The sequence below is a fragment of the Pseudodesulfovibrio piezophilus C1TLV30 genome (genome assembly GCF_000341895.1).
Classification (GTDB): domain Bacteria; phylum Desulfobacterota; class Desulfovibrionia; order Desulfovibrionales; family Desulfovibrionaceae; genus Pseudodesulfovibrio; species Pseudodesulfovibrio piezophilus.
Genome location: NC_020409.1, coordinates 725,492 through 749,057, shown reverse-complemented (window position 1 = coordinate 749,057; position 23,566 = coordinate 725,492). Strand labels below are relative to the sequence as shown.

Annotated in this window: 22 protein-coding genes; 3 read left to right on the top strand and 19 right to left on the bottom strand. The window is 46.2% G+C overall.

From position 1 onward, the window contains the following. Nucleotides 1–43: 43 nt before the first annotated feature. The 10 genes from BN4_RS03650 to xerD all read right to left on the bottom strand — a co-directional run bounded on the left by BN4_RS03650 (nt 44) and on the right by xerD (nt 12,278). On the bottom strand, nt 44–1,267 hold the full coding sequence (locus tag BN4_RS03650) for a replication-associated recombination protein A (protein WP_041720123.1): 1,224 nt from the start codon (nt 1,265–1,267) through the stop codon (nt 44–46). After that, a complete protein-coding gene (locus BN4_RS03645) occupies nt 1,264–1,938 on the bottom strand; it encodes an RsmE family RNA methyltransferase (RefSeq protein WP_015414002.1) in 675 nt (224 codons plus the stop codon). Before BN4_RS03645 ends, BN4_RS03650 begins: the two co-directional genes overlap by 4 nt. A gap of 120 nt (nt 1,939–2,058) precedes the next feature. Continuing rightward, the gene (lysA, locus tag BN4_RS03640; RefSeq protein WP_015414001.1) at nt 2,059–3,297 is read right to left on the bottom strand and encodes a diaminopimelate decarboxylase; all 1,239 of its coding nucleotides are present in this window, start codon (nt 3,295–3,297) and stop codon (nt 2,059–2,061) included. Nucleotides 3,298–3,322: 25 nt separating this feature from the next. Then, a complete protein-coding gene (locus tag BN4_RS03635) occupies nt 3,323–3,766 on the bottom strand; it encodes a hypothetical protein (RefSeq protein ID WP_041720121.1) in 444 nt (147 codons plus the stop codon). A 2-nt stretch (nt 3,767–3,768) separates the two neighbouring features. After that, a complete protein-coding gene (mutS, locus tag BN4_RS03630) occupies nt 3,769–6,375 on the bottom strand; it encodes a DNA mismatch repair protein MutS (RefSeq protein ID WP_015413999.1) in 2,607 nt (868 codons plus the stop codon). A 38-nt stretch (nt 6,376–6,413) separates the two neighbouring features. Then, nucleotides 6,414–7,565: a tetratricopeptide repeat protein gene (locus BN4_RS03625; protein ID WP_015413998.1), complete on the bottom strand. Its 1,152-nt coding sequence runs from the start codon at nt 7,563–7,565 to the stop codon at nt 6,414–6,416. Between the two features lie 9 nt (nt 7,566–7,574). Continuing rightward, nucleotides 7,575–7,937: a LapA family protein gene (locus BN4_RS03620; RefSeq protein ID WP_015413997.1), complete on the bottom strand. Its 363-nt coding sequence runs from the start codon at nt 7,935–7,937 to the stop codon at nt 7,575–7,577. A gap of 12 nt (nt 7,938–7,949) precedes the next feature. Beyond that, complete coding sequence (locus tag BN4_RS03615) at nt 7,950–8,438, bottom strand: HIT family protein (RefSeq protein ID WP_015413996.1); 489 nt, start codon at nt 8,436–8,438, stop codon at nt 7,950–7,952. A 213-nt stretch (nt 8,439–8,651) separates the two neighbouring features. Continuing rightward, the gene (locus tag BN4_RS03610) at nt 8,652–11,345 is read right to left on the bottom strand and encodes a CBS domain-containing protein (RefSeq protein ID WP_015413995.1); all 2,694 of its coding nucleotides are present in this window, start codon (nt 11,343–11,345) and stop codon (nt 8,652–8,654) included. Between the two features lie 3 nt (nt 11,346–11,348). After that, entirely contained in the window at nt 11,349–12,278 is a 930-nt protein-coding gene (xerD, locus tag BN4_RS03605) for a site-specific tyrosine recombinase XerD (protein WP_015413994.1), read from the bottom strand. A gap of 167 nt (nt 12,279–12,445) precedes the next feature. On the opposite strand from xerD, the gene BN4_RS03600 reads away from it, so the two are divergent. The 3 genes from BN4_RS03600 to BN4_RS03590 are packed head-to-tail and all read left to right on the top strand — an operon-like array spanning nt 12,446 to nt 14,409. Continuing rightward, complete coding sequence (locus BN4_RS03600) at nt 12,446–13,612, top strand: LL-diaminopimelate aminotransferase (protein WP_015413993.1); 1,167 nt, start codon at nt 12,446–12,448, stop codon at nt 13,610–13,612. After that, complete coding sequence (gene folK, locus BN4_RS03595) at nt 13,591–14,112, top strand: 2-amino-4-hydroxy-6-hydroxymethyldihydropteridine diphosphokinase (RefSeq protein WP_322785976.1); 522 nt, start codon at nt 13,591–13,593, stop codon at nt 14,110–14,112. The genes BN4_RS03600 and folK overlap by 22 nt, the downstream gene beginning before the upstream one ends. A gap of 18 nt (nt 14,113–14,130) precedes the next feature. After that, the gene (locus BN4_RS03590; protein WP_015413991.1) at nt 14,131–14,409 is read left to right on the top strand and encodes a TRASH domain-containing protein; all 279 of its coding nucleotides are present in this window, start codon (nt 14,131–14,133) and stop codon (nt 14,407–14,409) included. 431 nt (nt 14,410–14,840) lie between these two features. Here the strand turns inward: BN4_RS03590 and BN4_RS18290 are convergent, their stop codons facing one another. From BN4_RS18290 to BN4_RS03540, 9 genes are all read right to left on the bottom strand, one after another. After that, nucleotides 14,841–15,239: a class I SAM-dependent methyltransferase gene (locus BN4_RS18290; protein WP_083863065.1), complete on the bottom strand. Its 399-nt coding sequence runs from the start codon at nt 15,237–15,239 to the stop codon at nt 14,841–14,843. Between the two features lie 218 nt (nt 15,240–15,457). After that, nucleotides 15,458–18,049: a PEP/pyruvate-binding domain-containing protein gene (locus BN4_RS03575; protein ID WP_015413988.1), complete on the bottom strand. Its 2,592-nt coding sequence runs from the start codon at nt 18,047–18,049 to the stop codon at nt 15,458–15,460. A 43-nt stretch (nt 18,050–18,092) separates the two neighbouring features. Continuing rightward, entirely contained in the window at nt 18,093–18,803 is a 711-nt protein-coding gene (locus BN4_RS03570) for a hypothetical protein (protein ID WP_015413987.1), read from the bottom strand. Nucleotides 18,804–18,806: 3 nt separating this feature from the next. Next, on the bottom strand, nt 18,807–20,069 hold the full coding sequence (locus tag BN4_RS03565; protein ID WP_015413986.1) for a sulfite exporter TauE/SafE family protein: 1,263 nt from the start codon (nt 20,067–20,069) through the stop codon (nt 18,807–18,809). Nucleotides 20,070–20,108: 39 nt separating this feature from the next. Continuing rightward, nucleotides 20,109–20,537, bottom strand: a complete 429-nt coding sequence (locus tag BN4_RS03560) for a response regulator (RefSeq protein ID WP_015413985.1) — start codon at nt 20,535–20,537, stop codon at nt 20,109–20,111. 16 nt (nt 20,538–20,553) lie between these two features. Continuing rightward, complete coding sequence (locus BN4_RS03555; RefSeq protein ID WP_015413984.1) at nt 20,554–20,925, bottom strand: response regulator; 372 nt, start codon at nt 20,923–20,925, stop codon at nt 20,554–20,556. 10 nt (nt 20,926–20,935) lie between these two features. Further along, complete coding sequence (locus BN4_RS03550; protein ID WP_015413983.1) at nt 20,936–21,367, bottom strand: response regulator; 432 nt, start codon at nt 21,365–21,367, stop codon at nt 20,936–20,938. Further along, a complete protein-coding gene (locus tag BN4_RS03545) occupies nt 21,342–23,129 on the bottom strand; it encodes a sensor histidine kinase (protein ID WP_015413982.1) in 1,788 nt (595 codons plus the stop codon). Before BN4_RS03545 ends, BN4_RS03550 begins: the two co-directional genes overlap by 26 nt. Next, entirely contained in the window at nt 23,122–23,538 is a 417-nt protein-coding gene (locus BN4_RS03540; protein WP_015413981.1) for a response regulator, read from the bottom strand. The genes BN4_RS03545 and BN4_RS03540 overlap by 8 nt, the downstream gene beginning before the upstream one ends. Between the last annotated feature and the right edge of the window lie 28 nt (nt 23,539–23,566).

Sequence of the window (23,566 nt, the reverse complement as noted above, 5' to 3'; positions counted from 1 at the left end):
AGGACAGACGAGGGGCACGCCTTTGGGGTTTGGCGAAAATGAGCTATAGGTTTCTCTTGAAATGTCTGAGCCAGGAAACTAAACGGGATTCGTCACCTTGGTCTTTGGGGTGGTAAAATTTTCTTCCAAGCAATTCATTAGGAAGATAGTCCTGATCAGCCCAGGACTTGGGGAAATTATGCGGATACAAGTATCCCCGACCATATCCCCATTCCCGCTGTAATGATGACGTTGCGTTTCTGAGATGCAAGGGAACCGGCTTTGGACCATTCTCCCTCACTTCCTTTTGGGCAGAACGGTACGCTGCGTAGGTGGAATTGCTTTTTGGGGCTAAGGCGAGATAGACAGTCGTTTGGGCCATTGGGATAAAACCTTCTGGCATTCCGACAGTTTCCACAGCTTGATGGCATGCCATTGCCTGAGAGAGTGCTTGTGGGTCTCCAAGACCAATATCTTCTGATGCAGATATAATCAGCCTCCGGGTAACAAAGCGTGGATCTTCACCACTTTCCAGCAGGCAAGCCAAATAATAGAGAGCCGCATCAGGGTCACTGCCACGAATTGATTTTATCAACGCCGAGGCCAGTTCATAATGAGAATCTCCATCTCTGTCTCCCCGAACAACCTTTTCAGGTAAGGAGTCTCTCAGAATATCCACCCGCCGCTTTTCCTCGGGCAATTCCGCAGTATATTCAATGAGATTCAGGAGAGTTCGTGCATCACCCCCTGCCATGGCTGTGAGCAGTTTATAGCTTTCTTCTTCCAGTTCAATATCGAGTTCTGCAGTCCCTCGTTTGGCAACTTGTGTAAGTTCTTCCCGATTCAGCGTGCGAAGACGTAAAACATGAAGTCGTGAAAGCAATTGTCTGGTGACACTGAAAGAGGGGTTCTCTGTTGTCGTTGCCAGAAGAGTTATTTTTCCAGACTCAAGGATGGGAAGAAAGAAGTCCTGTTGCGCCTTGGAAAAACGGTGCAGTTCATCAAGAATGAGGATGTCATACCCAGGGAGTTTTTTTCTCAATGCGGTCAGTCCAGCTTCCGGCGCACTGACCCGAAGGCTTTTTTTGCCGGTGAGTTTGGCCAACAGCATGGCCAGGGTTGATTTTCCGCAACCGGGAGGGCCGAACAAAAGTAAGCTGGGCATCCTTTTAGACTGGGTAAATGCTTCCACCCTATTGCGGATGTGCCCTTGTCCAAAAAAGTCTTCGAGTGATTCCGGACGAATCCTGTCAGCAAGGGGTTGTGCGCCTTCTATTTCCAATTTCATTTCGAATCCTGTCTCGCCAAGGAGGCTATGCTCAAGCAATAAAGAGCCGCTGTTTCCCACCGTAGAATAGAGTCTCCCAAGGTCACTGTCTTAAAGTCAGACTCTATGAGTTTCTGTGCTTCTTCGTCTTCCAGGCCCCCTTCAGGACCGATGACGATAAGGTTTTTGCCTCGTATAAAGCTAGACGGTTTCAAGCTTTCGTTCACTTCGGTCGCTTCCCATGCCAGATAGCATTGATCAAAGTCTGCAGCATATGCAATAAGGCCTTTGATTCCATTTTGGAGTGTAGAAAGAGTCGGAACAAATGGGGAACCGCACTGTTTGGCTGCTTGGAGGCACTTCTCCCGCCATGCGTCTTTCGTTTTTTTTGGGGGATGCCCCTGGCTGCGACGAGCGTCCCAAAAGGCGATCCCGTTCCCTCTGAGTTCGACAGTCTTTTCGAAGAGATAATTTCGTCGTTTGGATTTTCCCCATCCGATGGCAAGAGTGACATGCAGATCACTTGTCTGATGATGTGACAATTCAAGGGCTTCCAGAATAACCTGTTTTGGTGCAATTTGGATAACACGAAATAATCCGTCCTGACCATTGCCATCAAAAAGACGCACGATCTGTTCAGTTTCGGTCCGAAGGACAGTAATCATGTGTCGAGCTTCATTGCCGACAAGCATGATCTTTTCTCCAATGGAATCAGGCCATTGGTTTGTTGGAATATGAAAGGAATTCAATCTGGACATATTTCTTGAAAACCGAAAAGGGGATTTTTCCCCCTTTTTTTTTCGGCTATAATCCTAGAGTTCGTTTGCTACTAAATCTTCGTATGATTCACGTTTTCTGGCAACGAGAATGGTCTCCCCATCAACAATCAACTCACATGCTCTCGGCCTGCTATTGTAATTGGATGCCATTGTGAATCCATATGCGCCTGCAGAAAAAACAGCCAGAAGTTCTCCATCATGCACTTCGGGCAAATCTCTTTCTCGTGCGAGAAAATCTCCAGATTCACATATGGGACCGACAATATCATATTCCTTAGTCTCTCGTTCGTTCTTTTCCACTTCACCGATGCGGTGATATGAACCATAGAGACTGGGGCGAATCAGATCATTCATTCCAGCATCAACAATGAGGAAGTTTTTTGTCGGGTTTGATTTGGTATAAATGACCTCTGTCACCATGATTCCGGCATTGCCTGCTATGACACGGCCTGGTTCCAGAATGACCTTGAGGGGGACACCAGCCAGTTTTTCCGCCAAGGCTTTGCCGAATTCAGAGGGGTGAGGCGGTTCTTCTTCTTCATAGGAAATACCCAGCCCTCCACCAAGATCCAAATACTGAATGCTTATATTAATTTCTTTCAGTCTTTCGTAAAACTTCAAGAGTTTTTCAAGGGCTTCAAGGAAGGGGGAGATACTGGTCAACTGTGAGCCAATGTGACAATCCATACCGATTGGTTCAATGTGGCTCAGTTTTGCGGCCAGTTTGTATGCTTCGAGGGAATGCTCAATATCAAGACCGAATTTGTTCTTCTTCATTCCGGTGGAAATGTATGGGTGGGTTTGCGGATCAACATCAGGGTTAATACGGATGCTGATTTTGGCTATTTTCCCCATTTCCTCGGCAACATCATTGATCTTGTGCAATTCAGCGATAGATTCGACGTTGAACATTAAGATTCCAGCTTCGAGAGCCTGTTTGATTTCGGCAGCTCGCTTGCCAACTCCAGAGTAGACGATTTTGTCTGCAGCTACTCCGGCTTTGAGTGCACGGAATAACTCACCACCTGAGACCACATCCATGCCGGCTCCCTGTTCTGCAAGCATCTTGAGAACCGAGAGGTTGGAGTTCGCTTTGACTGAAAAGCAGGTTAAATGGTCCAAGTCGGAAAAGGCTGAATCAAACGCCTGAAAATGACGCCTGAAAGTGGCTGCTGAGTAAATATAAGCAGGTGTGCCATACTGTTTGGCCAGTTCTGAAACATTGACTTCCTCAGCAAATAGTTTCCCATTGCGATATTCAAAATGATGCATCGGTTCTCTCTCCTTACAATTCTCTCTATTGGGGGGTGGTGGTAAAAATGTCAGTGTAGACAAGTGGGCTTGTCGGGAGTTCACTTTTTCCGGCCACACGAAAACGGTATTCAATCTTGGGGTCCAGGGAACACATGCTCAAGGAGAGCGTCTCGCCTTCCATGTCAAAGCCATCCTGGTCACGAGTGAAGTTGACGACATCTCGTGGTATGAAAGGGCATCCTTCACAGGTGCCCAGTTCTCCGCCCACTGTATCGTATTGGATACTTGCGCGGTACAGTCTTTGTGAAGCTCCACTGACGGCAACTTGTAAGAGAAGGCAATTGTCTCTTCTTGCTCCCGAAATCAGGGTCAATTTAAAAAGGTCTTCACTTTTTTGTGCAACAGGCCATTCCTTTTTTCCGAGTGCACACCCAAAGAGTGTGGTTGATAAAAGGAAAACTATGGTTGCAATCATTCTCCAGCGCATGGCTACCCCTTGATCATGTCTTTCCATTGGTTGAGGAGCATGAGGGCCTGAATAGGTGTCATCCCATCCACATCAAGATCAGTCAACTGCGTGACTATCGGGTGTTCAGTCAGTTCTTCACTGATTTCGATCGGGGGTGCTCCAAAACCGGGTAACAACGTTTGTGAAGCGCGTTCAACAGCCCCTTTTGCTCTGCTATCATGCGACTTTTCTTCCAATTCGGCAAGAATTTCTCGGGCACGGTCCACGACACCCTTGGGAACCCCAGCGAGTTTTGCGACTTCAATACCGTAACTGCGGTCAGCTGGGCCAGGAACAAGCCTTCTCAGGAAGACGATATCACCTTTCCATTCTTTGACAGCGATATTAAGGTTTCTCAGGCCATCAATTTTGCCTTCAAGTGCAGTCAATTCATGGTAATGAGTGGCAAAAAGTGTTCTAATTCCACCTCGTGCCCGTGTCGAAAGTTCTTCCACGACAGCCCACGCCAAGGATAAGCCGTCATAAGTACTTGTCCCACGGCCAATCTCATCGAGAATAACCAGACTGCGTTTTGTTGCCTGACGCAGTATTCGTGCCGTTTCCGTCATTTCAACCATGAATGTGGAATGCCCTTGGGCAAGATTGTCAGACGCTCCGACACGGGAGAAAACCCGATCTGCAAGACCTATTTGTGCCTTTTTTGCAGGAACAAATGATCCAATCTGGGCCATGATAGTCAGAATGGCGACTTGTCTGAGGACTGTCGATTTACCGGCCATGTTAGGTCCGGTAATCAAAAGGATACGACGACTGTGGTCAATCCTGAGGTCTCCTGGAATATAGTTCGATGCTCCCATAGCATCTTCCACAACAGGGTGACGGCCAGCTTCTATTTCTATCTCCATTCCTTCATGCAGGGATGGTCGGCACCATTCATTGACGCGGGCTGTTTCAGCCAGCCCTTGCCAGAAATCAATGGAAGCAATGACATCGGCCATAAACAGAAATCTGCTGCGGGCAGCAGAAAGTTGTTCACGTAATTGAATGAAAAGCTTGTACTCCAGACTCTTGCGGTCATCCGAGGCAGAGATGATTCGGTCCTCCATCTCTTTGAGTTCTGGAGTAATATACCGTTCGCTGTTGACCAGAGTTTGACGGCGTATGAAGTGTTCAGGAACTTGTCCTTTGAACGCCTTGGAAACTTCAAAATAATAGCCAAAAATTTTATTGAATCCAAGCTTGAGTTTAGGAATATCATTTTGGTTTAATTCCTTCTCGTGAAGTCGCTTCAGACGATCTTCCCCATGTTCTGTCAATTCAATCAATTCATCAAGTTTGGCATCAAACCCTTTCTTGAAGAGACCTCCATCAGTGATATTAGGAGGAGGTGAATCCACCAATGAAACATCAAGTATGGAAGCGATATCTTCCATATTGTCCCATTTCTTGAGAATCTTTGTAAGCTCTCCGGTATCTTCTTGAAGAGCCGTACTGAGAAAATCCCGGAGCTTGGGAAGCATATGGAGGCTCTGTCTCAGTGCTATGAAGTCTTTCGGGGTTGCTCTTCCCAGAAATACCCGAGTGGAGAGTCTCTCAAGGTCATAGACGGAATCAAGTGCGTTCCTCAGGTCTGCTCGAAGGTGATCTCTTTCAAAAAGAAATGTCACGCATTCGAGAGATTTTTCGATAGGAGCGCGGTCTCTCCATGGCTGCCGAAGACGGGATTCAAGCAAACGTCCACCCATGGAGGTCTTTGTTTTATCCAAGACCTTCCAAAGAGTTCCTTTGCCAGTTTTCCCATCCAGTCTTCGAAATATTTCCAGATTTCGTTCTGTTATTTCATCCAACAGGAGATGCTTACCAAGATTGAGCGGTTTAAATTCACCCAAATGTCCCAGTTTGCTTTTTTGAGTATGCTCCAAGTAGGTCAGCAAAGCACCGCAGGCGCGGACGAGTTCCGGTTTATCGTCCAGATCAAGTGCCTTCATGTTGACGGTTCCCTGCAGCTCCTGAATCTTGGTCACCGCAGAAGAGATATCGAAATAGGCACCGAGAGGGACGGAAGTCACCTGACTGCTCAATTCGGTGAATTGAGGAGGTATTTTGAATCCTTGAGGAAGGAGGAGCTCACTGGGGTTGATTTTGACGAGCCATTGCCAGAGTTCCGGTTCTTTGCGGCTCAAAAGACCGGACCATTGGCCTGTTGAAAAATCCAACCAGGCAATTCCTCCGGTATTCGTTGACGCATCCCAATACAATGATCCGAGGTAGTTATTTTCTTTGGATTTAAGATTTGAATCCTCAACCACGGTTCCTGGGGTCAAAACACGGGTCACGTCTCGTTTGACAAGCCCTTTGGCTTCTCTGGGGTCTTCTATTTGATCGCATATTGCAATTTTATACCCCTTCTCCAGAAGTTGGCTTAGGTAAGGCTCAACAGAGTGGTGTGGCATGCCACACATAGGAATGGGATTTTCATCATTGGGATTTCGACTTGTCAAAGCTATTTGGACAGCCTTGGCAACTGTTTCCGCGTCCTCAAAAAATAATTCGTAAAAATCGCCCATGCGGAAAAATAGAAGGCAACCGGGATTTTCCTCCTTGAAATGGAGGTACTGCTCGAGCATTGGAGTGAGTTTTCTTTTGGTCACGTGAAATGATAATCTTATTGGGAGAAGTCAGTTCTGAAAGCGATGGAATGCCAACTGCGGCATCGCGGGCAATTAAAAAATATCTGGTCTCGTTTCAAGCCGCATTGGCGACAATAAAAACGCCGTACATTTCGGGCGTGGCCCATGAAGTAGGCAAGTTGGTCTTTGAAGAATGGCGTCAAAGTCTGATCATTTTTTGAAAGTTCAAAAAGTTCCAAACGGGCAACCCAGAAATCGGATTGAAGGACAAGTGCTTTTTCCAGCCAATTCTTGGCATCTTCATATTGCTTGATTCGAAGCATGAAAGCGGCACCATAATAAAGGAGTAGGACATCAGGTTCCTGGTGTTCAAGAACGGGAATAACGACGTCACAGACCTCTTTGTCAGAACATGTCTTCAGCCATTGAGATTCTTCTTGCGAGGACTTTGCCACTTCTCGTTCCGCTCGAATCATGACTTGAAGAAGCCCCTCCAAAAGGACAAACCGCAGTTCGGGGGCGACCTTCTCTAGCGCTTCTCGGAGGATATCGGCCATTCTCCGCGAGTTCCCGTTTTTATAAGCATGAGTAATTTGTTCAAGCCATGCTTCTACAGCTCCAGGATACGCCCGAATAGCATGGCGTAGCGAACGATGTGCCTGCGAATCCTTTCCTTCGCCAAAAGAGTCCATGGCGAGGCGCACAAGACTGTTGGCTTGTGCCAATGGTTCGCCTAATTGTCCATAAAATTCAGCAGCTTTCGCAAAGTCTCCGCGTTCTATTGCCAAACGGGCCATCTCGACTTGAATTGCGGTTTGATCCTGACCACAACTCCGCGACTCTTCAAAAGCCTTTTCGGCTCTATCAAGAAATCCCCCTCTCCTGAAATCCCGGCCAAGCTCAAAGAGGGCGCGGGCCTTGAATTGGCGATCAAGGCCCGGCCTGAGGATGAGACTATTTCTGATCTGGATGGCGCGTTCAATCTCTCCCTGGGAGCGATAGAGGCTCCCGAGAGCGAGGTAAATCTCCACAGCTTCAGGGTCGTTTTTCACGACCTGACTGAGTTCTTCAATGGCTGCCCGTGTATCTTGGACAGGGAGGGTTTCACCTCCGCCAATACTTTGGGCAATTTTTGAGTTCACATCTGTGCCAGTTGATTTATTCCTACTGAAAAACTTCCAGATCATACAGGGACCCTATATCTCTTTTTTCTCCCCAGAATCGTCGGGAGTGCCATACGGTTGGTCGTCTGTGATAGGCATGGTCCGCAGGGAATTCAATTCCTGCTCAAGGCTGGCCATTCGAGTTTTGCATTCTTTGAATTTTGCACTGGAACGAATTTTGTCTACTGCAAAATAAATCATCGTTAACAGAGAACCTGCAACAAATGCAGCAAGAATCAATACTCCAAATGGAAGGGGGATGGAGTGCAGAGTCATTGCATAAGGGATTTCAAGTTTCAGGACTAACGCCTGAAGCAGGATGTCATTGTTTTGTGAAAAGAAAAGAATGGAAAACACAAACAGTGCCAGCAGGAAGAAAACTTTGAGAAAACGCATGAAACAAACTCCTTAAAATGTGATTTCATCAAACAGCGGTTTGAGCCTGCTGTAAGTTGAAGACAAATGTTCGGGTATGACGGTTGTCTCTCCAAAAACCGCCATAAAAGAGGCATCACCATTCCAGCGAGGAACAATCTGAAAATGCAGATGTTGAGCAATGCCGGCCCCTGCGGCCTCTCCAAGGTTTAACCCCATGTTTACCCCTTGAGGATGAAAGGCCTTTTCCAAAATAGATGTAGCGTGTCGAATCCAGAGCATGCAGTCGTTGGATTCTTCCAGAGTCAACTCAGTGAGTGTGCTCGTATGACGATAAGGCGTGACCATCAGATGACCATTATTATAAGGGAACTTGTTCATAATGACAAAGCAGTGTTCACCTCGAGCGAGAATGTATCTCTCTTCATCTTCGTCAGTCTCCCGAGGAATACAGAATACGCACTCTTCAGGTTTTGGTCCAAGTATATAATTGAGGCGCCATGGTGCCCACAACACTTCCATAAAATCACCGTGTAGAAAAATGATTAAAATATGAGTCTCGGGTCAATAGCCATACCGTGTTAACGGCATATCAGATCAATTTCTCGATCGCCCTTGAGCAAGGATATCCGAGAGATACTATCGTATCACCACTAAACCAAAGCAACAGCAGTATATCCACCAAGAGATTGAAATTTCTACACTGCTTGTCGTCTCAGGGCAAGTGTCAAACCATCAACTCTCATCGGCTTTATCTTCTTTGGCTGATTCTCGCGCATAGCATTCTTGTGCCATATCAAGTTCATCCTTTTTTGTTTCAACCTGGCCATCTATCTTTGCGGCCATGATTTTCTCCAGTATCGTCGAGTAAATTGGTCCCGGTTCAATTCCCAATTCATGCAGATCATTGCCGGTAATTTCTATTTCCATATCTCTGAGTCTTGCAAGATATTGAGATATGTTCCGGCGTATATGTTCCTTGCGGCTCTTTCCCATAAGGAAAAGGACGCCCTCTACAGGCAAGGGATGCAGAATTGAGTAGAGACGGCTGAGCTTGGATTTTCCTTCACGCCAACTCATAAGCTGTATCAAGGCTTCATGGATCATTTCTCTGAGTTGCAGGAATTCACGTTCTTCGCGTTGGGTAAAATGAAATCGGTCAGTAACCTGTTTGATTTGGGTGTTTTTTATACCCATGGTCATACCAAGGAAGTAGAGTTTCCATGGCTCGACCGACTGTTCAAGGTAAAGAAGTTTGTACCAGTTATGCACTTTGGCTAGCTCAATCAGGACTTGGATTCTTTCTTTGTGGAGTTTGAGAAGAGGGTGAATAGCCTCCATGATTCCGAGTTCTTGCATCCGGTTGAGGCAAGCCAGCGGGTCTTCTTCACTGACAATCAATTGTAATTCATGCATGACGCGTGTGCCGGAAAGCTTGCTGAAAAGTTTGAGGTTGAGCGCATTCTTTACAAGTCGCATTGTCTGGCCGCCAATCTGGAAGTCAAATCGACGTTCGAAGCGGATCGCTCTGAGGATGCGGGTCGGATCTTCAACAAAGCTTAGTGAGTGGAGGACCCGTATCGTTTTATTTCGAATATCGCGCTCTGCACCAAAAAAATCGACCAGTTGTCCAAAACGATCGGGATTGAGTCTGAGAGCGAGGGCATTGACGGTAAAATCACGTCGGTACAAGTCCATTTTGATTGATGATAACTCAACTGTAGGCAGTGCAGCTGGATACTCATAGTACTCCAGTCTTGCCGTAGCCACATCAACTCGCTGACCGTTTTCCAGGATGACAACGGCGGTTTTGAACTTGTTGTGCGCCTTGACTCGTCCACCAAGTTTTTTAACCAATTCCTTTGCAAAGAAAATTCCATCTCCTTCCACCACCAGATCAAGGTCGAGGTTGGGACGACCGAGCAGGATATCTCTTACAAATCCACCCACTGCATAAATTTCCCACCCGAGTTTATTGCCGAGTTCTCCCGCGACATTCAATAAATCGAGCATTTTTTGCGGAAGTCGATTAGTGACAGTTGATGCTATGTTTTTCTCTCGGCGGCGGTCGGGCATGAGCGAGTCAGGGATGCGCGCCGGTTCCTCTATAAGCATGTTCATGAGGTCGGTTCTGGTAATGACACCGATGATATTGTTATCTTCTAAAACCGGGAGCATTCGCTGACGGTTGCCAAGAATTATTTCCATGACTGTATAGAGGTCTGTTCCTGCCGTCACTGTATCGAATTTTTGGCTCATATATTCGCTTAAAGGCATTCCGCCCAAGCCGTGTGAAGCAGCCTTGTCAGCAATGGCATGTCCCATAATTCCGATGCAATGCATGGTCTCCTTTTCGACGACGGGGAGGTCTTTGAGGCCATAGCGGGTCATAAGTTCGACAGAATCATCGACAGTCTTGTTGCCTTCAATGGTCACAGGAGGGCCGGACATGAGTCCTTTTACGATGATTTGCGGATTAATTTGCGAATAGAGGAGAGCGAAGAGGTCATCGCGCACTTCCGCCAGTGTCTTGTCTTTGACCGTGGCTGAAGCCGCGACTTCGTGACCTCCGCCACCCATTGTCGAACAAATCTTTCCGACATTGACATCCGGGTTTTTAGATCGTGCAATAACATGAATACGGTCGCCCATCCTGCCAAGGGCAAAGACCACTTTGATATCTTCCATATCCATAAGTTTGTGTACCAGAAGCGCGAAGTCCGGGACGAACTTGTCTGTTGAAATCTCCGTAATGAGTATCTCTATTCCATGGATGTCATAATTGTTTGCATTTTGGAGCAGTTCTCCCAAGTTCGTAATTTGTTGGGCAGAGAGTTCGTGCGAAAGGAGGTCTTTGATGACTTCAATATCCATTCCCTGGCTTTTTAACCACCCGGCAGCATTGAAGTCATGGGGCGTTGTGGTGTTAAAGCCAAATGATCCCGTGTCTTCGTATATACCAAGCCCAAGCAACGTGGCTTCTTCACTGGTCAGTGTCCCGTGTTGTTCCATTATCAGAGAGGTTATGATTGTCGTTGTGGACCCCCATTCCCTGACAATACTTTTCTCAGCAACAAGGTCATCGTCTGTATCAGGATGATGATCGTAGAGGTGGACTCTGAGATTTGGATTATCCAAAAGAGGGCGAACATGAGGAATACGGGCTTTTTGCCTTGTGTCACAGACGACCAGGAGTTCAACAGAGCTCGGATCAATATCTTTGAACGCCTTGAAATTGAAGAGGTATGTCGTGGATTGTATGAAGAAGTTGCGAAGATTTTTTTCCTGGCTACCAGGGAATATTAATGTGGAATCAGGATAAATTTTACTGGCGGCAACCATACTGGCCAAAGCATCAAAATCTGCATTGGCGTGTGATGTAATAACTGTCTTTGTTCGAATTTTAGATGCTTTTTGTTCTTTGTTCATAAATTATAGATCAGATCTCGGGTGAAATTTTTGATGAATTGATTTGAGCTTTCCAGCAAGAATGTGAGTGTATATTTCTGTTGCGGCAATATCCGCATGACCGAGAAGAAGTTGTACAGTTCTCAGATCGGCTCCTCCGTCAAGTAGGTGCGTGGCGAAAGAGTGACGGAAGGTGTGCGGTGATATACTTCTTTTTATGCTCGCTTGAGCCGCATATCTTTTTATCAATTTCCACACTCCTTGCCGTGTGAGTCCCTTGCCGGATCTGTTGAGAAATATGAAATCGGCTGTTGGTTTGAAAAGGGGCCGAGTCACTTCCATATAGCAGGAAAGGACTTCCTGAGCCATAAAATGGATAGGGACCAGCCGTTCCTTGGCCCCTTTGCCAAAGATTCGCAGTATGCCTACTTGTGGGTCATAATCAAGTGCCTTTATTTGAATCAGCTCTGAAACTCTGAGCCCGGCCGCGTAGAGTAGTTCCAACATGGCTTTGTCGCGCATACCAAGTTTTGTTTTGGTATCAGGTTGAGCAAGCATACGTGATATTTCTTCACGAGTAAGGAATTCAGGCAACCGTTTTGGGAGTTTTGGATTTGACAACAGATGAGCAGGATCATCCTTGTACCAGTTTTCCTGCATGGCAAAGCTGAAAAAACCGCGAAGAGTTGAGAGGTGGCGTGCCAGTGACCTGCTTTTTAAACCTTTTGAACGAAGATAGGTAAGGTAGAGGAAGAGCGCGTTGTCCGACAAATCTTCCAATCGAAATGATTTTTCTTCTAAGAAAGTCAGAAGTGAGGCCAGATCCTGTGCATAACTGCTCAGGCTGTTTTCCGAGAGGCCTTTTTCAATGAGTGTATATTCCAGATAGGCATCTATCCATGGATGCGAGCGGGAAACTGAGGGGGATTCGAGAACATCGGTGCCCTTAGTCATGGTTGAATCGTGTGCTCCGTTTTTATGGATTGTCATCATCGTGTTCGTCAAGAGAGTCCTTGATTGCTATCAAGAGGTTGAGGAAAGAGCAACGGTTCGCATTGACAGCCGCACAGTGCCCAATTATGACAGTTTCTCCATAGAACTTGTGAAGGAGAGTCTAATTCATGTCAGATTTCAAACTTGCCGATCGTCTTTCGACGCTTCCTCCGTACCTTTTTGCCGCAATCGACAAGGCCAAAGCAGAGGTCGCAGCTCAGGGAATGGATATCATCAGCCTTGGCATCGGCGACCCGGATCTTCCAACCCCGAATTTTATTATTGAAGCCTTGCATGAGGCAGCAAAGAAACCCGTCAACCATCAGTATCCATCCTATGTTGGTATGCTTGGTTTTCGTCAAGCCGTTGCCGATTGGTACAAGGAACGTTTTAATGTCGACCTTGATGCAGAAAAAGAGGTCGTCAGCCTCATCGGTTCCAAAGAAGGAATTGCTCATTTCCCTCTGGCATATATAAACCCGGGTGATATCGCCCTGATTGCCACTCCCAATTATCCTGTTTACGGAATAGCCACGAGTTTTGCTGGTGGACAGGCTGAATATCTGCCCCTGCTTGAAGAGAATGACTTTCTGATAGATCTTGATGCTGTTTCTGATGATATGTGGGCAAAAGCCAAGATGATTTTTGTCTGTTATCCGAACAACCCGACAGCAGCAACCGCCACCAAGGAATTCTATGAGCGTCTTATCGAAAAAGCACGAGAATTCAATGTGATAGTGGTGTCTGATGCCGCCTATACTGAAATTTATTATGATTCTGAGAACAAACCTCTTTCCATTTTTGAATGCGAAGGGGCCAAGGATGTTTGCATTGAGTTTCATTCCTTATCCAAAACCTATAATATGACCGGGTGGCGGGTCGGTATGGCTGTTGGAAATAGTGATCTTATTGCCGGGCTTGGAAAGATTAAGGAAAATGTTGATTCCGGTATTTTTCAAGCTGTTCAGGAAGCGGGTATTGCGGCTTTGAAGCAGGGCGAACCGTATGCTGAACAATTCCGTGCTATCTATAAGGAACGTCGAGATGTCGTGAGTGCCGCTCTGACCAAGATAGGGATCAAGCATCGTGTTCCTGATGCCGCGTTTTATATGTGGTGCCATACCCCAGAGGGCTATACTTCCTCGGAATTCGTTACCAATGTTTTGAAACAGACTGGTGTTGTCTTGACACCTGGACAAGGGTTTGGTGCTCCCGGTGAAGGATATTTCCGTATATCTTTGACAGTGAACAACGACCTACTTGAGGAGGCAGTATCCAGAATATCGAAACTGTAAATTGTTACGTCAGTCTTGGGTCGAATCAGGGTGATACAGAGGAAAATCTGAACGATGCACTGACGTTGCTTGAGACGTATGGGGATGAAATAGCACTTAAATCATTTTCGAGTACCTATCTGACAGAGCCTCAAGGTGAGATCAAGGATCAACCTTGGTTTGCCAATCAGGTCGTTAAACTCGAAATTGACGCTGAGATATGGGCACCATCAGGTTTCTTGTCCACATGCACCGCTATTGAGGCGCAGATGGGCAGAGAGCGTCAGGAACCAGGCGGCCCCAGACCGTTGGATATGGACATTATAGCTTGGGGCGACACTGTGATGCAAAGTGACTTTTTGACACTCCCGCATCCACGCGCGTTGAAAAGGGCGTTTGTCCTTATCCCCTTGAAAGAAATAGAACCGGACTTTGTTTTCCCGGATGGTACAACCGTTGACGAAGCACTCGCCAACATAGAGTATCGCATCGAAGGTAACAGGATCTGGCAGGATTCATAAAAGATTCGGAGCGTTTTCATGTTGAAATTCTTAGTCATCGGTGTTGCCTTGTTTCTCGTTTATAAGCTCTTTATGGGTGATAAAGCGAAGCGAGAAATGGACAAAGCCAAAGTCGTCAAGAAAAAGGCTGCTTCCGGAGAGATGATCAAAGATCCCATCTGCGGTACATATGTTGAAAAAGATGGTAACATACGGGTGAAAGAGGGAGACAAGGTACATGTCTTTTGTTCGTATGAATGTCGAGATAAATACTTGAAGCAGCTTGAAGCGACAACCGTCAATTCAGACGATAGCTAAGTGTCGATATGAGAAACGCCTCGAGCCGGTATGTGTTGTTACTTGCTGATTTGATGCAATGAATACAGTTCGTTGAATTAATAGAGAATCCCCCTGTTCATACTCTGGCAGGGGGATTCCTTTTGTCATGAAGAAAGTTGTCTAATTCTTCCTGAATACCCATTCCCCACATGCTGTGCCAAGTAAGCCTCTACAGGGCTCAGTATTCTTCTTTGATACAAGTGAGAACCCTTGATTTCCCATAAATAGTTGCAATTCCTGGTCTGAGACACTTTGATAGGGGTACCCACCGAGCCAGTCACGGATATCCGTGAAAAAATTCATTCCTCTTTTAGACTCATATTCCGAAATATATTTATATGGGTTATTGCCAGCCAAAAGCCTGCGTAAAGCAACTAGAGTGATCATAAGGCCATCCAGCAGAGGTCTTATCAATTTATATTTACTATATATTTTTTTTCTTTTTCCCAGAATTGACAAAAGGGAGTTTTGACATAGAGGGCCACGGAAAAAAGACCACCATTTTTGCAATAGGCACACGCATTTTCGATGGCTTTCCACATGTCTCCTGTGTGATGGAGTACTCCATATGAATAAACCACATCAAATTTTTTTTGGGATTTTGGTTTCGCCAATATATCGGCCTGCGAGGATTTCCATTTTTTTTGAGGAACGTGTTTTGATAGGAGTGTGGTTGTGGACTGGACACTCATGGTGTCATAATCAAAGGCACAGACCTCTGAAGCTCCCAAGTTGAACGCCGCAAGACTGTGCAAACCTGACCCTGAACCTATGTCAACAAATGTTTTCCCTGTGAGATCACCTGTCAGGAGCTTTTATTCTTCCGTTGCAATGTCAATTTTCCGTTGATCAAGTGTGTTGAGAAAATCATACCAGTTATTGCCAAAATCATAACGAGTTTCTTTCATGGATCAGTGTATAATTTTTTTGAAATAAAGAAGCAAACGAAAGATCAGTGCAGAAAAAACATGGAGTGATTTTCAAAGAATTTTTGCTTTTCTTTTAATCATGAAAAATCCTTATCATTTTATTCTTTGAGGTCAAACAGGGTAAAGTCCCGGAAAAACTTATCTCTTTGTCGTGTTACCTCATCAGTATTGGTCATTATCATGTCGAGTTGGCGGGTGTGGGTAATCAGGTAACCGAGAATTTTCAGGCGATGCTCCATTTGGGGACGCCCAAGTCCCTCCAATCGCGCAAAGAGGGTATCTTCTTTGATTCGGACACGAAAATCGAACTCCGCCAGGATATCACCAATAAAACGGGCGCGCAGGATTCGGCGTTCAAGGTTTGCTGCCCCTCCTTTAAATTGGAGACTTGCGTAGTTTTCGGTGTTTCGGTCACTCACCAGGGCTTCAACGCCACAAAAATGGAAACCGAAACGGGACTGTAGAATGCAATAGTTTTCAGAAATCATGAAATAATTTTTTTGAGAAAACCGTGATGGTGCAGTTGGATTCAGGTCAGTATTGACCGTTGCTTCAAACATGACAGACATCAGGCCCTGTGTGTGAACAGGGGGAGGGCCCTCCCATGGGATGGCATCCATACCCGCCCATAGCGCACACATGGGGATAGAGCGAATGTGTTCAAGCAAAACACAGCGGTCGGCACGATGTTTCCCTTCAGGTGCAATGCCGCTGTCAAGGTTGAGAACCCAGAATTGTTTGGGAACATTACAGATAAGTTGTCTGGAAGCCCCTTCGATGTAGTCTTTATTCATGCCAAATTCGAACATTTCACGCACAGCCATTTCATGGCAAAATCGCATTATATCATGAAGTGTTTTACAATTCCCTGGCTTGAAACTGAAGGCATCAGGATCAATGAGATGAAGACGAACAATATACTTGGCAGCTTTTCTGAGACTTTTTTGGACAGGGCTTCCACGCATTATCCGTTCTCTCGGTTTTTTTTCAAGGAATGCTTCGACTCTTCCATTATAAACGGCACATCCTTCAGCATCAACCGTCACGATCTGACCATGAAAGAGCTTTTTTTGTGCATTCTTGAGCCCAAATAATGCAGGAATGCCAAACTCACGAGCAACATTTGCTAGATGTCCTGCGGCCCCGCCTTGTTCTGATATGACAGCACTGCATCGTCCAAGGAGTGCCGCTCGATTGGGAAGAGCCTGATTGAGTACCAGGACTCCACCGTCCGGGAAGAGTAATGTATCCACATCTTTGGCGACCATATAGACAGGGCCTGTCCCTATGCCTGGGCTGGCTGTGCGCCCGCCTGAGAGAATGGGAGGTGGCAGTGTGGAATCTGGTGGAAGGAGTCCACGTTTGTGCTCCGCCAAAAGGAGCGGACGACATTGCAGTAAGGAAAGCTGGCCAGATTCGGTTATTGCCCATTCAACATCCTGCGGCAAGCCAAAGTACTCTTCTATACGCATGGTTGCCTTTGCAATCAAAAGAATCTGTTCGTCTGTGAGGGATGGTTGAGTTCGATTTTTCTCAGTTAGCGAGATCCGGCAGAGGCCTTCTTCCTTATCGCAGACATAAATTTCTTTTTTGTCAGCAATGTGTCGTTTGAGTATGCGGGGAGCGGGGAGACGTGCTACAAGAAATTCATCTGTATCCATAGAGCCATTAACAACAGCTCTTGGCAGACCCCAGATTGAATAGAGGGAAAGAGTCTTATCACGAATATTTATTGGATTGCGTGAGTATGCGACTCCGCTTGCATGGGCTTCCACCATGACCATGCATCCCACACAAAGAGCGACATCGTCATCTCGTATGCCTCGGTTAAAACGATAAGCCATTGCTTGTTGTGAATATTTGGATGCGAGAACCTCTTTATATGCTGGGAGGAGAGATTCTCGATCCACATTGAGGATTGAGCGATATTGTCCTGCAAAGGCGGCTCCTTCCAGATCTTCGCCAAGGGCGCTGGAGCGAACGGCAATCTTGATCGCTTTACCATGGCGTTCACATAAGTCGTCGTAGGAATCAAGGATGGATTGTGACAAACTTTCAGGGATGGATGTCTCAATAATCAATTGCATGATTCGGGATGAGAGGCGAATCATGGATTCCATGTCTTCAAAGTTCGTCCCTTGGATTTGGCGGTCAATCTCCTCGTTCAGCCCTCCTGATTTCATGAAGAGACGGTAGGCGGCAGCAGTGACAACGAAACCGGTCGGCACTTTCATATTCAGATTATTTGCTGCCTCCCCAAGCATTGCCATTTTGGGGCCGCACATGTCTGCGTGATCACGGCCTATCGAATGAATCTCGAGAATTAAATCATTCTCCTCTGCATGCGATACTGGTGAGATGTGCATGTGTATGGTGCTTTGAAGAGTATCGAAAATATCGAAGAGTTTTTCATATGTTTTAGGATTAAGGCTATCCAGATGCTGGATCATTTGAAATATTGATGCAGAGAGACGTGTGCATAAAGCCCGGACATACTGCATGCCGTATGGTTGAAAACCGCGAAGCGCTTCCTCGAGTTCCGCCATCTGTTCGTGTGCACGCGTATTGGCTTGAATAAGACGTTTGAAATGGTTAATGCGGGTTGCGAACGTGCGGCGAATCTCAGCCAGTTCTTCCTGGGTTTTCTTCCCTTTGTTTTTTTTGAAGGAGAACCAATCCTGTATTCCCATGTGTTCACAACCCGCATTTTTATTTTTAGATATTTCCCAGCCGCTACATTTCCTGTTTTTTGCCCGCCTTCATTTCAAGCCCCAGTCCCTCACACATGAAAAAAATACCATACCCCCACCACAGAGTGTATACAACATAGAAGAGCAGTGAGAAGAGTAAAATTCCCCACCTGTGCGCTGCATCCTGGCCTTCAATTCCATAGTAGTTATATCCGACTTCTATGGCTCTTTTTATGATGTTTTTATCAATAAAAACAGCAGCTCGAAAGGACTTTTGCTGATCAAGAGCACTCTTGATTTCTTTCATGGTTTTCCACCACACATACATGGCTTGTTTTTCATCCATGGCGTACTTGTTCGAGAGAGTTGGACCCGCATTTTTGAACATTGCATCGGCATCCTCAAGGACTCGTGCCATTAATGATCCCAGATCACCTGAAACGAGGATACCCTTGGCTGTGTCAGTAATCTTGAGTCCATTTTTCATCAAAATAGTTTTGGCATAGGGGATTAAACGTGTCTCATCTTCAAATATGGTGGTCTGAAATTGTTTTCCGTCAAAGAGTTTCGCGTCTTCCGCTACCTGTGGGATGTAATAGGTTGATCCCTTGGATATGGAATTAAACAGATTATCAGAAGCATGGAACGCATTGGTTCCATTAAAATTCGGAGTGAACATGTAAGAAAGAACTATCAGGAATGCCACCGAAAGTATCAGCCCTAGCAAAAAGAGTTTTTTGTGTCTGACTATCATGATTTATCCCTCTCTCAAAATGTTGATTTTTGTGAAGAATGTTAGAATAACCCATACAGCAAACACCCCAATGACAATAAAAAAAAGCCAATTCCCGATATTCGTCAGAAATAGAGCGGTTTGTGCATTCAGAGCAATATATTTCATCTCCGCAAGTTTTCCGGGCATGGCGAAGAGTCTGTTTATGAACCCTGCGAGAATAGCCATGGCATAGAACCCTCGGATGTAGATACCGGGGACGAGTTTGGTGACAAAGGCACCGATTTGGATTCCTACGAGTGATCCAAGTAACATACCCATGGCGAGTGTATAGAAGATGAAACCATAGATGGCATACTGGCTTATGGCTGCGAATCCTGCCGTAAATATGATTTGGAGAATATCGGTCCCAACTGTGGTAAACGAACTGACACCCAAGACATAGACAAACATCGGGAAAGTCAAGAATCCGCCGCCGACCCCCATTATAGCTGCCATAAACCCGACAATAAGCCCGCAGGCCGCGACAAACCAACCGGATATCTTTTTGCCGCCAGGCATAAGATCTTTATCAAAGGTAATCATGGGCGGTATCTTGGCTCGTTGGAGAGCCGCTGGAAGCCCCCCGGAATTGTGTTGTCCTCCACCATGTGCGTCGATTTTGTTTCCTGCTTTCCTGAGGCGGAGAAAGTCGACCATGGCATATGTTCCTAAAAAACCGAGAAGGACGACATAGATTACTGATATAAAAGCGTCAGATGCGACGGGGTTGGCCTCATATATAAGGCGATTCAAAACGCCACCTCCGAGAACTCCGACTCCCGAACCGACAAGAAATGCCAATGCCAGAGACACTGAAACATTACCTAATTTCTTGTGAACAGCAGTTCCCATGATCGCTTTGGCAAATATGTGGAACAGGTCTGTACCTACAGCGAGAATTCCTTTTATTCCTGCGGACATTAGGGCGGGAGTAATGATAAATCCACCTCCGGCACCGATACATCCGGTGATAAGCCCGGCACAGAGGCCTATGGCGATGGATGCGACAAAAATGCCAGTGGTATAGAATGCCGGGGTGTAGGCACTTTTCCCTCCAAGCATGGATGGCAGGTCGAGGTCACTTGCGAAAGCCAAAGAGCCGAGCAGACCAAGGGCAGTCATAACGACGAGGAGCCACATCTTGCGTTTGTCTTTTATGATACTCGTGGAGACTTCGATATCCCATTGAGCGTGAGCCCTGGCCGCCTCCCGCAGTGATACATAGAGCTGTTGAGCGAATCTCATAATTCCACCTTCATATTTTAACGTTAATAAATAGGGATTTTATTGGGTATTCCCATTGGTTTTTTCAAATTTTTTCAAGCCATGTTCATTTATTTGAAATGTCTTTCGCACGCAGGCATCTTCCAGTTTATAAAGGAGTTCCTCAAAATCCACAGGCTTCATCAGATACTCGAATGCTCCAAGCTCTAAACCATGAATAGCAACTTCCTGGTTTGCATGGCCTGTTAGCATTATGACTTCGACGTGCGACCACGTACGTTTGATCTTGTGAAGAGTGGTTAACCCGTCCATGCCTCGCAGTTTGACATCCAGGAGCACCACATCAGCAGGAAAGGTTGCTAATTGTTTCAGTGCTTCTTCACCGGAAGTCACAGCACAAACTACGAATCCCCGCTTCTGAAGGCGTTTTTCCAATGTGCGCAGGTAATCCGTTTCATCGTCCACCAGCAGTATCTTGATGGCAGTCATGACTTTTCTCCTTGGTTCATTTCTTGACAGCCTGATGGATGATTTCGAGGACCGCTTCCATCGCGCAGGGTTTCAATAGATAGTCGTATGCTCCTGCTTTGAGGCCTTCTTTGGCCGCTTTTTCAGAGCCGTGTCCCGTCAGCATGATCACAGGCATTTCAGGGACCATTTTCTTGAAGATCTGCAAGACTTCAATTCCATCCATATCTTCCATCTTGAGATCCAGGATCGCCACATCGAAATCGTGCAATCGAAGTGTCCGAATCGCTTGGCTTCCACTTGTCGCACTGGTCACCGTCAAACCTCGCTTGGCGAGACGCTTGTGCAGCACTTCAGTAAAACCGATCTCGTCGTCCACTATAAGAACTCGGATGGAAGGAGGTTTCATGGTTTTCTCCCTAGTCGCCACGACGGAGAACTATATGTCGGGCTTTTGCTTCACTTATTTTGTCTTCATGGGACTGTTTTTTTTGATAGGCTTCATCTATCTTGCACAAAAGCTCCTCGATCTCACATGGTTTTAACATGTAGTCGAAAGCCCCAAATTTCATTCCTTCAATGGCACTTTCAACGGTCGCATGTCCGGTAAGCATGATCACTTCGATCAAGGGATATGCAGATTTGATTTTCTTAAGTACTTCAATGCCGTTCATACCGGGCATCTTCACGTCCAGAATCACCACATCCATGAACCCAGAGTCCTCAAGGACCGCCACCCCTTCTTCGCCTCCATAGGCGGTGCTCACCGCCAGGCCACGTTTAGCCAAGCGTTTAGCCATGGTGTCCACAAATCCCGATTCATCATCAATGAGCAGAATGGTTGCTGGCATTTTTATCTCCTTTTTGTTCGGATTGTTGCTGATGCTTTTTACTGGTTATGATCTGTTCTGGTGGGAATTTTTGTTCGATTCCACCGGCTACAGGCAAGCGGAGTGTGAATACTGTCCCTTTATCCAGAGCTGATCTCACAGTTATCTCTCCCCCCATTTTATTGACAATGCCGTATATGATGGAGAGTCCGAGACCGGTTCCTTTGCCAACAGGTTTAGTCGTAAAAAAAGGATCGAATATGCGAGAGAGATTTGCCTTTGGGATGCCACATCCGGTGTCAGCTATCGACACCACGACCGTGCCATTTTCAAAGCGAGTGGTGATGTCGAGTTCTCCTCCTCCCGGCTCCATCGCATCAAGAGCATTATTAATCAGATTCAAAAAAACTTGCTGTAATTCCGATGGGCTTGCTGCAACATCAGGGATGTCATTTCCCAAGCTTGTTTCAATAATCACATTAACGAACTTGGCCCTTTGTTCGCAGAGAATAGCCATTTCCCGAACGAGATCATTGAGTGCTACCTGCTTGACTGTGGGATCGATTTTACGGGCGAAGCTGAGCAATTTATGAGTGATGTCTTTGCAGCGTGTCCCCTGATTTCTTATTTGGTTTAAGGCTCGTTGGACTTCTCGAGAATTATCCGATTTTTCGAGTCCTTCATCGAGTAAATCTTGAATCCATCCCGCTTCTTCCACCATGATTGCTACGGGATTATTTATTTCATGCGCAATTCCCGCTGCTAATTCCCCCACCGATGCGAGCTTTCCTGCTTCAATGACCTGTTCATTCATCATGTCTTTCTCCAAGTCCGACATCTCTACCTTCCTTGCCATGCGTCTGGACATGAGTAGCGCCATAATGGTGATACCTATGCCACCCAGCAGGAGGATTACCGCTGCCAGATTCCTCGCCTGGTTCAGGTCGGAAAAAGCATCGGCAGCCTCCTGCTGATAGACCATGAGCCATTCTCCATTCTTGATGGGGCTGGTGACGAAGATGGTTTCATGACCGGTGGCTGGGTTGATTTCGGTCGTCATGGTTGCGCGTCCCCGAACAAGGTCAAGATTGTCGTTTCGGTGACCGAGCATCTTTTTGAGGAATGGTATTTCCGCAGTCATATTTCTGCGAGGTGTGGTCTGAAGGTCTCCATTTCTGTTGATAAGGAAGGCCATTCCGGTTTCCCCAACCCGGATATTTTCTACTCGTTTGTTAAATGAGATAAAGTCGAGGGTGGTTCGTAAAACCCATTCCTGCCCGCCTGATTCAAGTTGGAGTGCAATGATAAAATGAGGGACTCCTCGCAAACCAAGAAAAACGTCACTGATATAGACTTGACGACTTTTAGCTGCTCGAAACCATTCGGCTTCGGCATAGTTGGCATCCTTGAGTTTGAATGGGCCGGAGTAGGCTATTTGGACGCCCTGGCTATTGATAAGTCCAAGGTCAACAAAATCAGTACCATGATGTCTTACGAGCGATGTATGCAGGGCAGTGAGACTTGGTTCATCCCTCAAGCGAATCAGGCCTTCCATATCGGTGAGAACCTGGATTTCAGCGATTTTTTCATCCAGGAAATAATCGATGCTCTGCCCATGCTTGAGAACGATCTCACGCATGTGGGCAATGACTTTTTCCTTGTAGGCAAAGCTGTATTGATACCCGGCAATGAGCGTAATCAGGAGAAGTGGCGTAAATGAGACCAGGATGATTGTGAACATCATGGTCTTAGCCAGCCCTTGGTAATATTGAGGACTAGACATTATTCTTCTCCCGGCCGTTGTCAGCATTCAACTCTGGGTATAGTTCTGCAAAAACAGCTGTTACCATGCTGGTAAGTTTCTCAGGGTTGCCATTTTTTTCTACCATGGCAGTCACTTGGTAGAGAGTTGTATCGTCCGGCAGATCTTGAAGGTAGGTGTGTAGTATGAGAGGTATCTGTGGGAATCTCTTTTCCATTTGGTGTAGCAAATCTCGTCCTGAGCTTTCGGATGTGTCGATATCAAGGATCACCACATGGGGCAGGGGAGCCGTTTCAAGTTTGAAGAATAGTTCAGTGACACAGGAAACGCCTTCGATTGCAAAATTTCGTTTGGCAAATTCGCGACGGAGGAAATCACGCATTCTGGGGTTGCGATCCACGATAATAATTTTGATATCTGCGTTTGCCATTCACTCCTCCGAGTTCGTGTTCTGACAA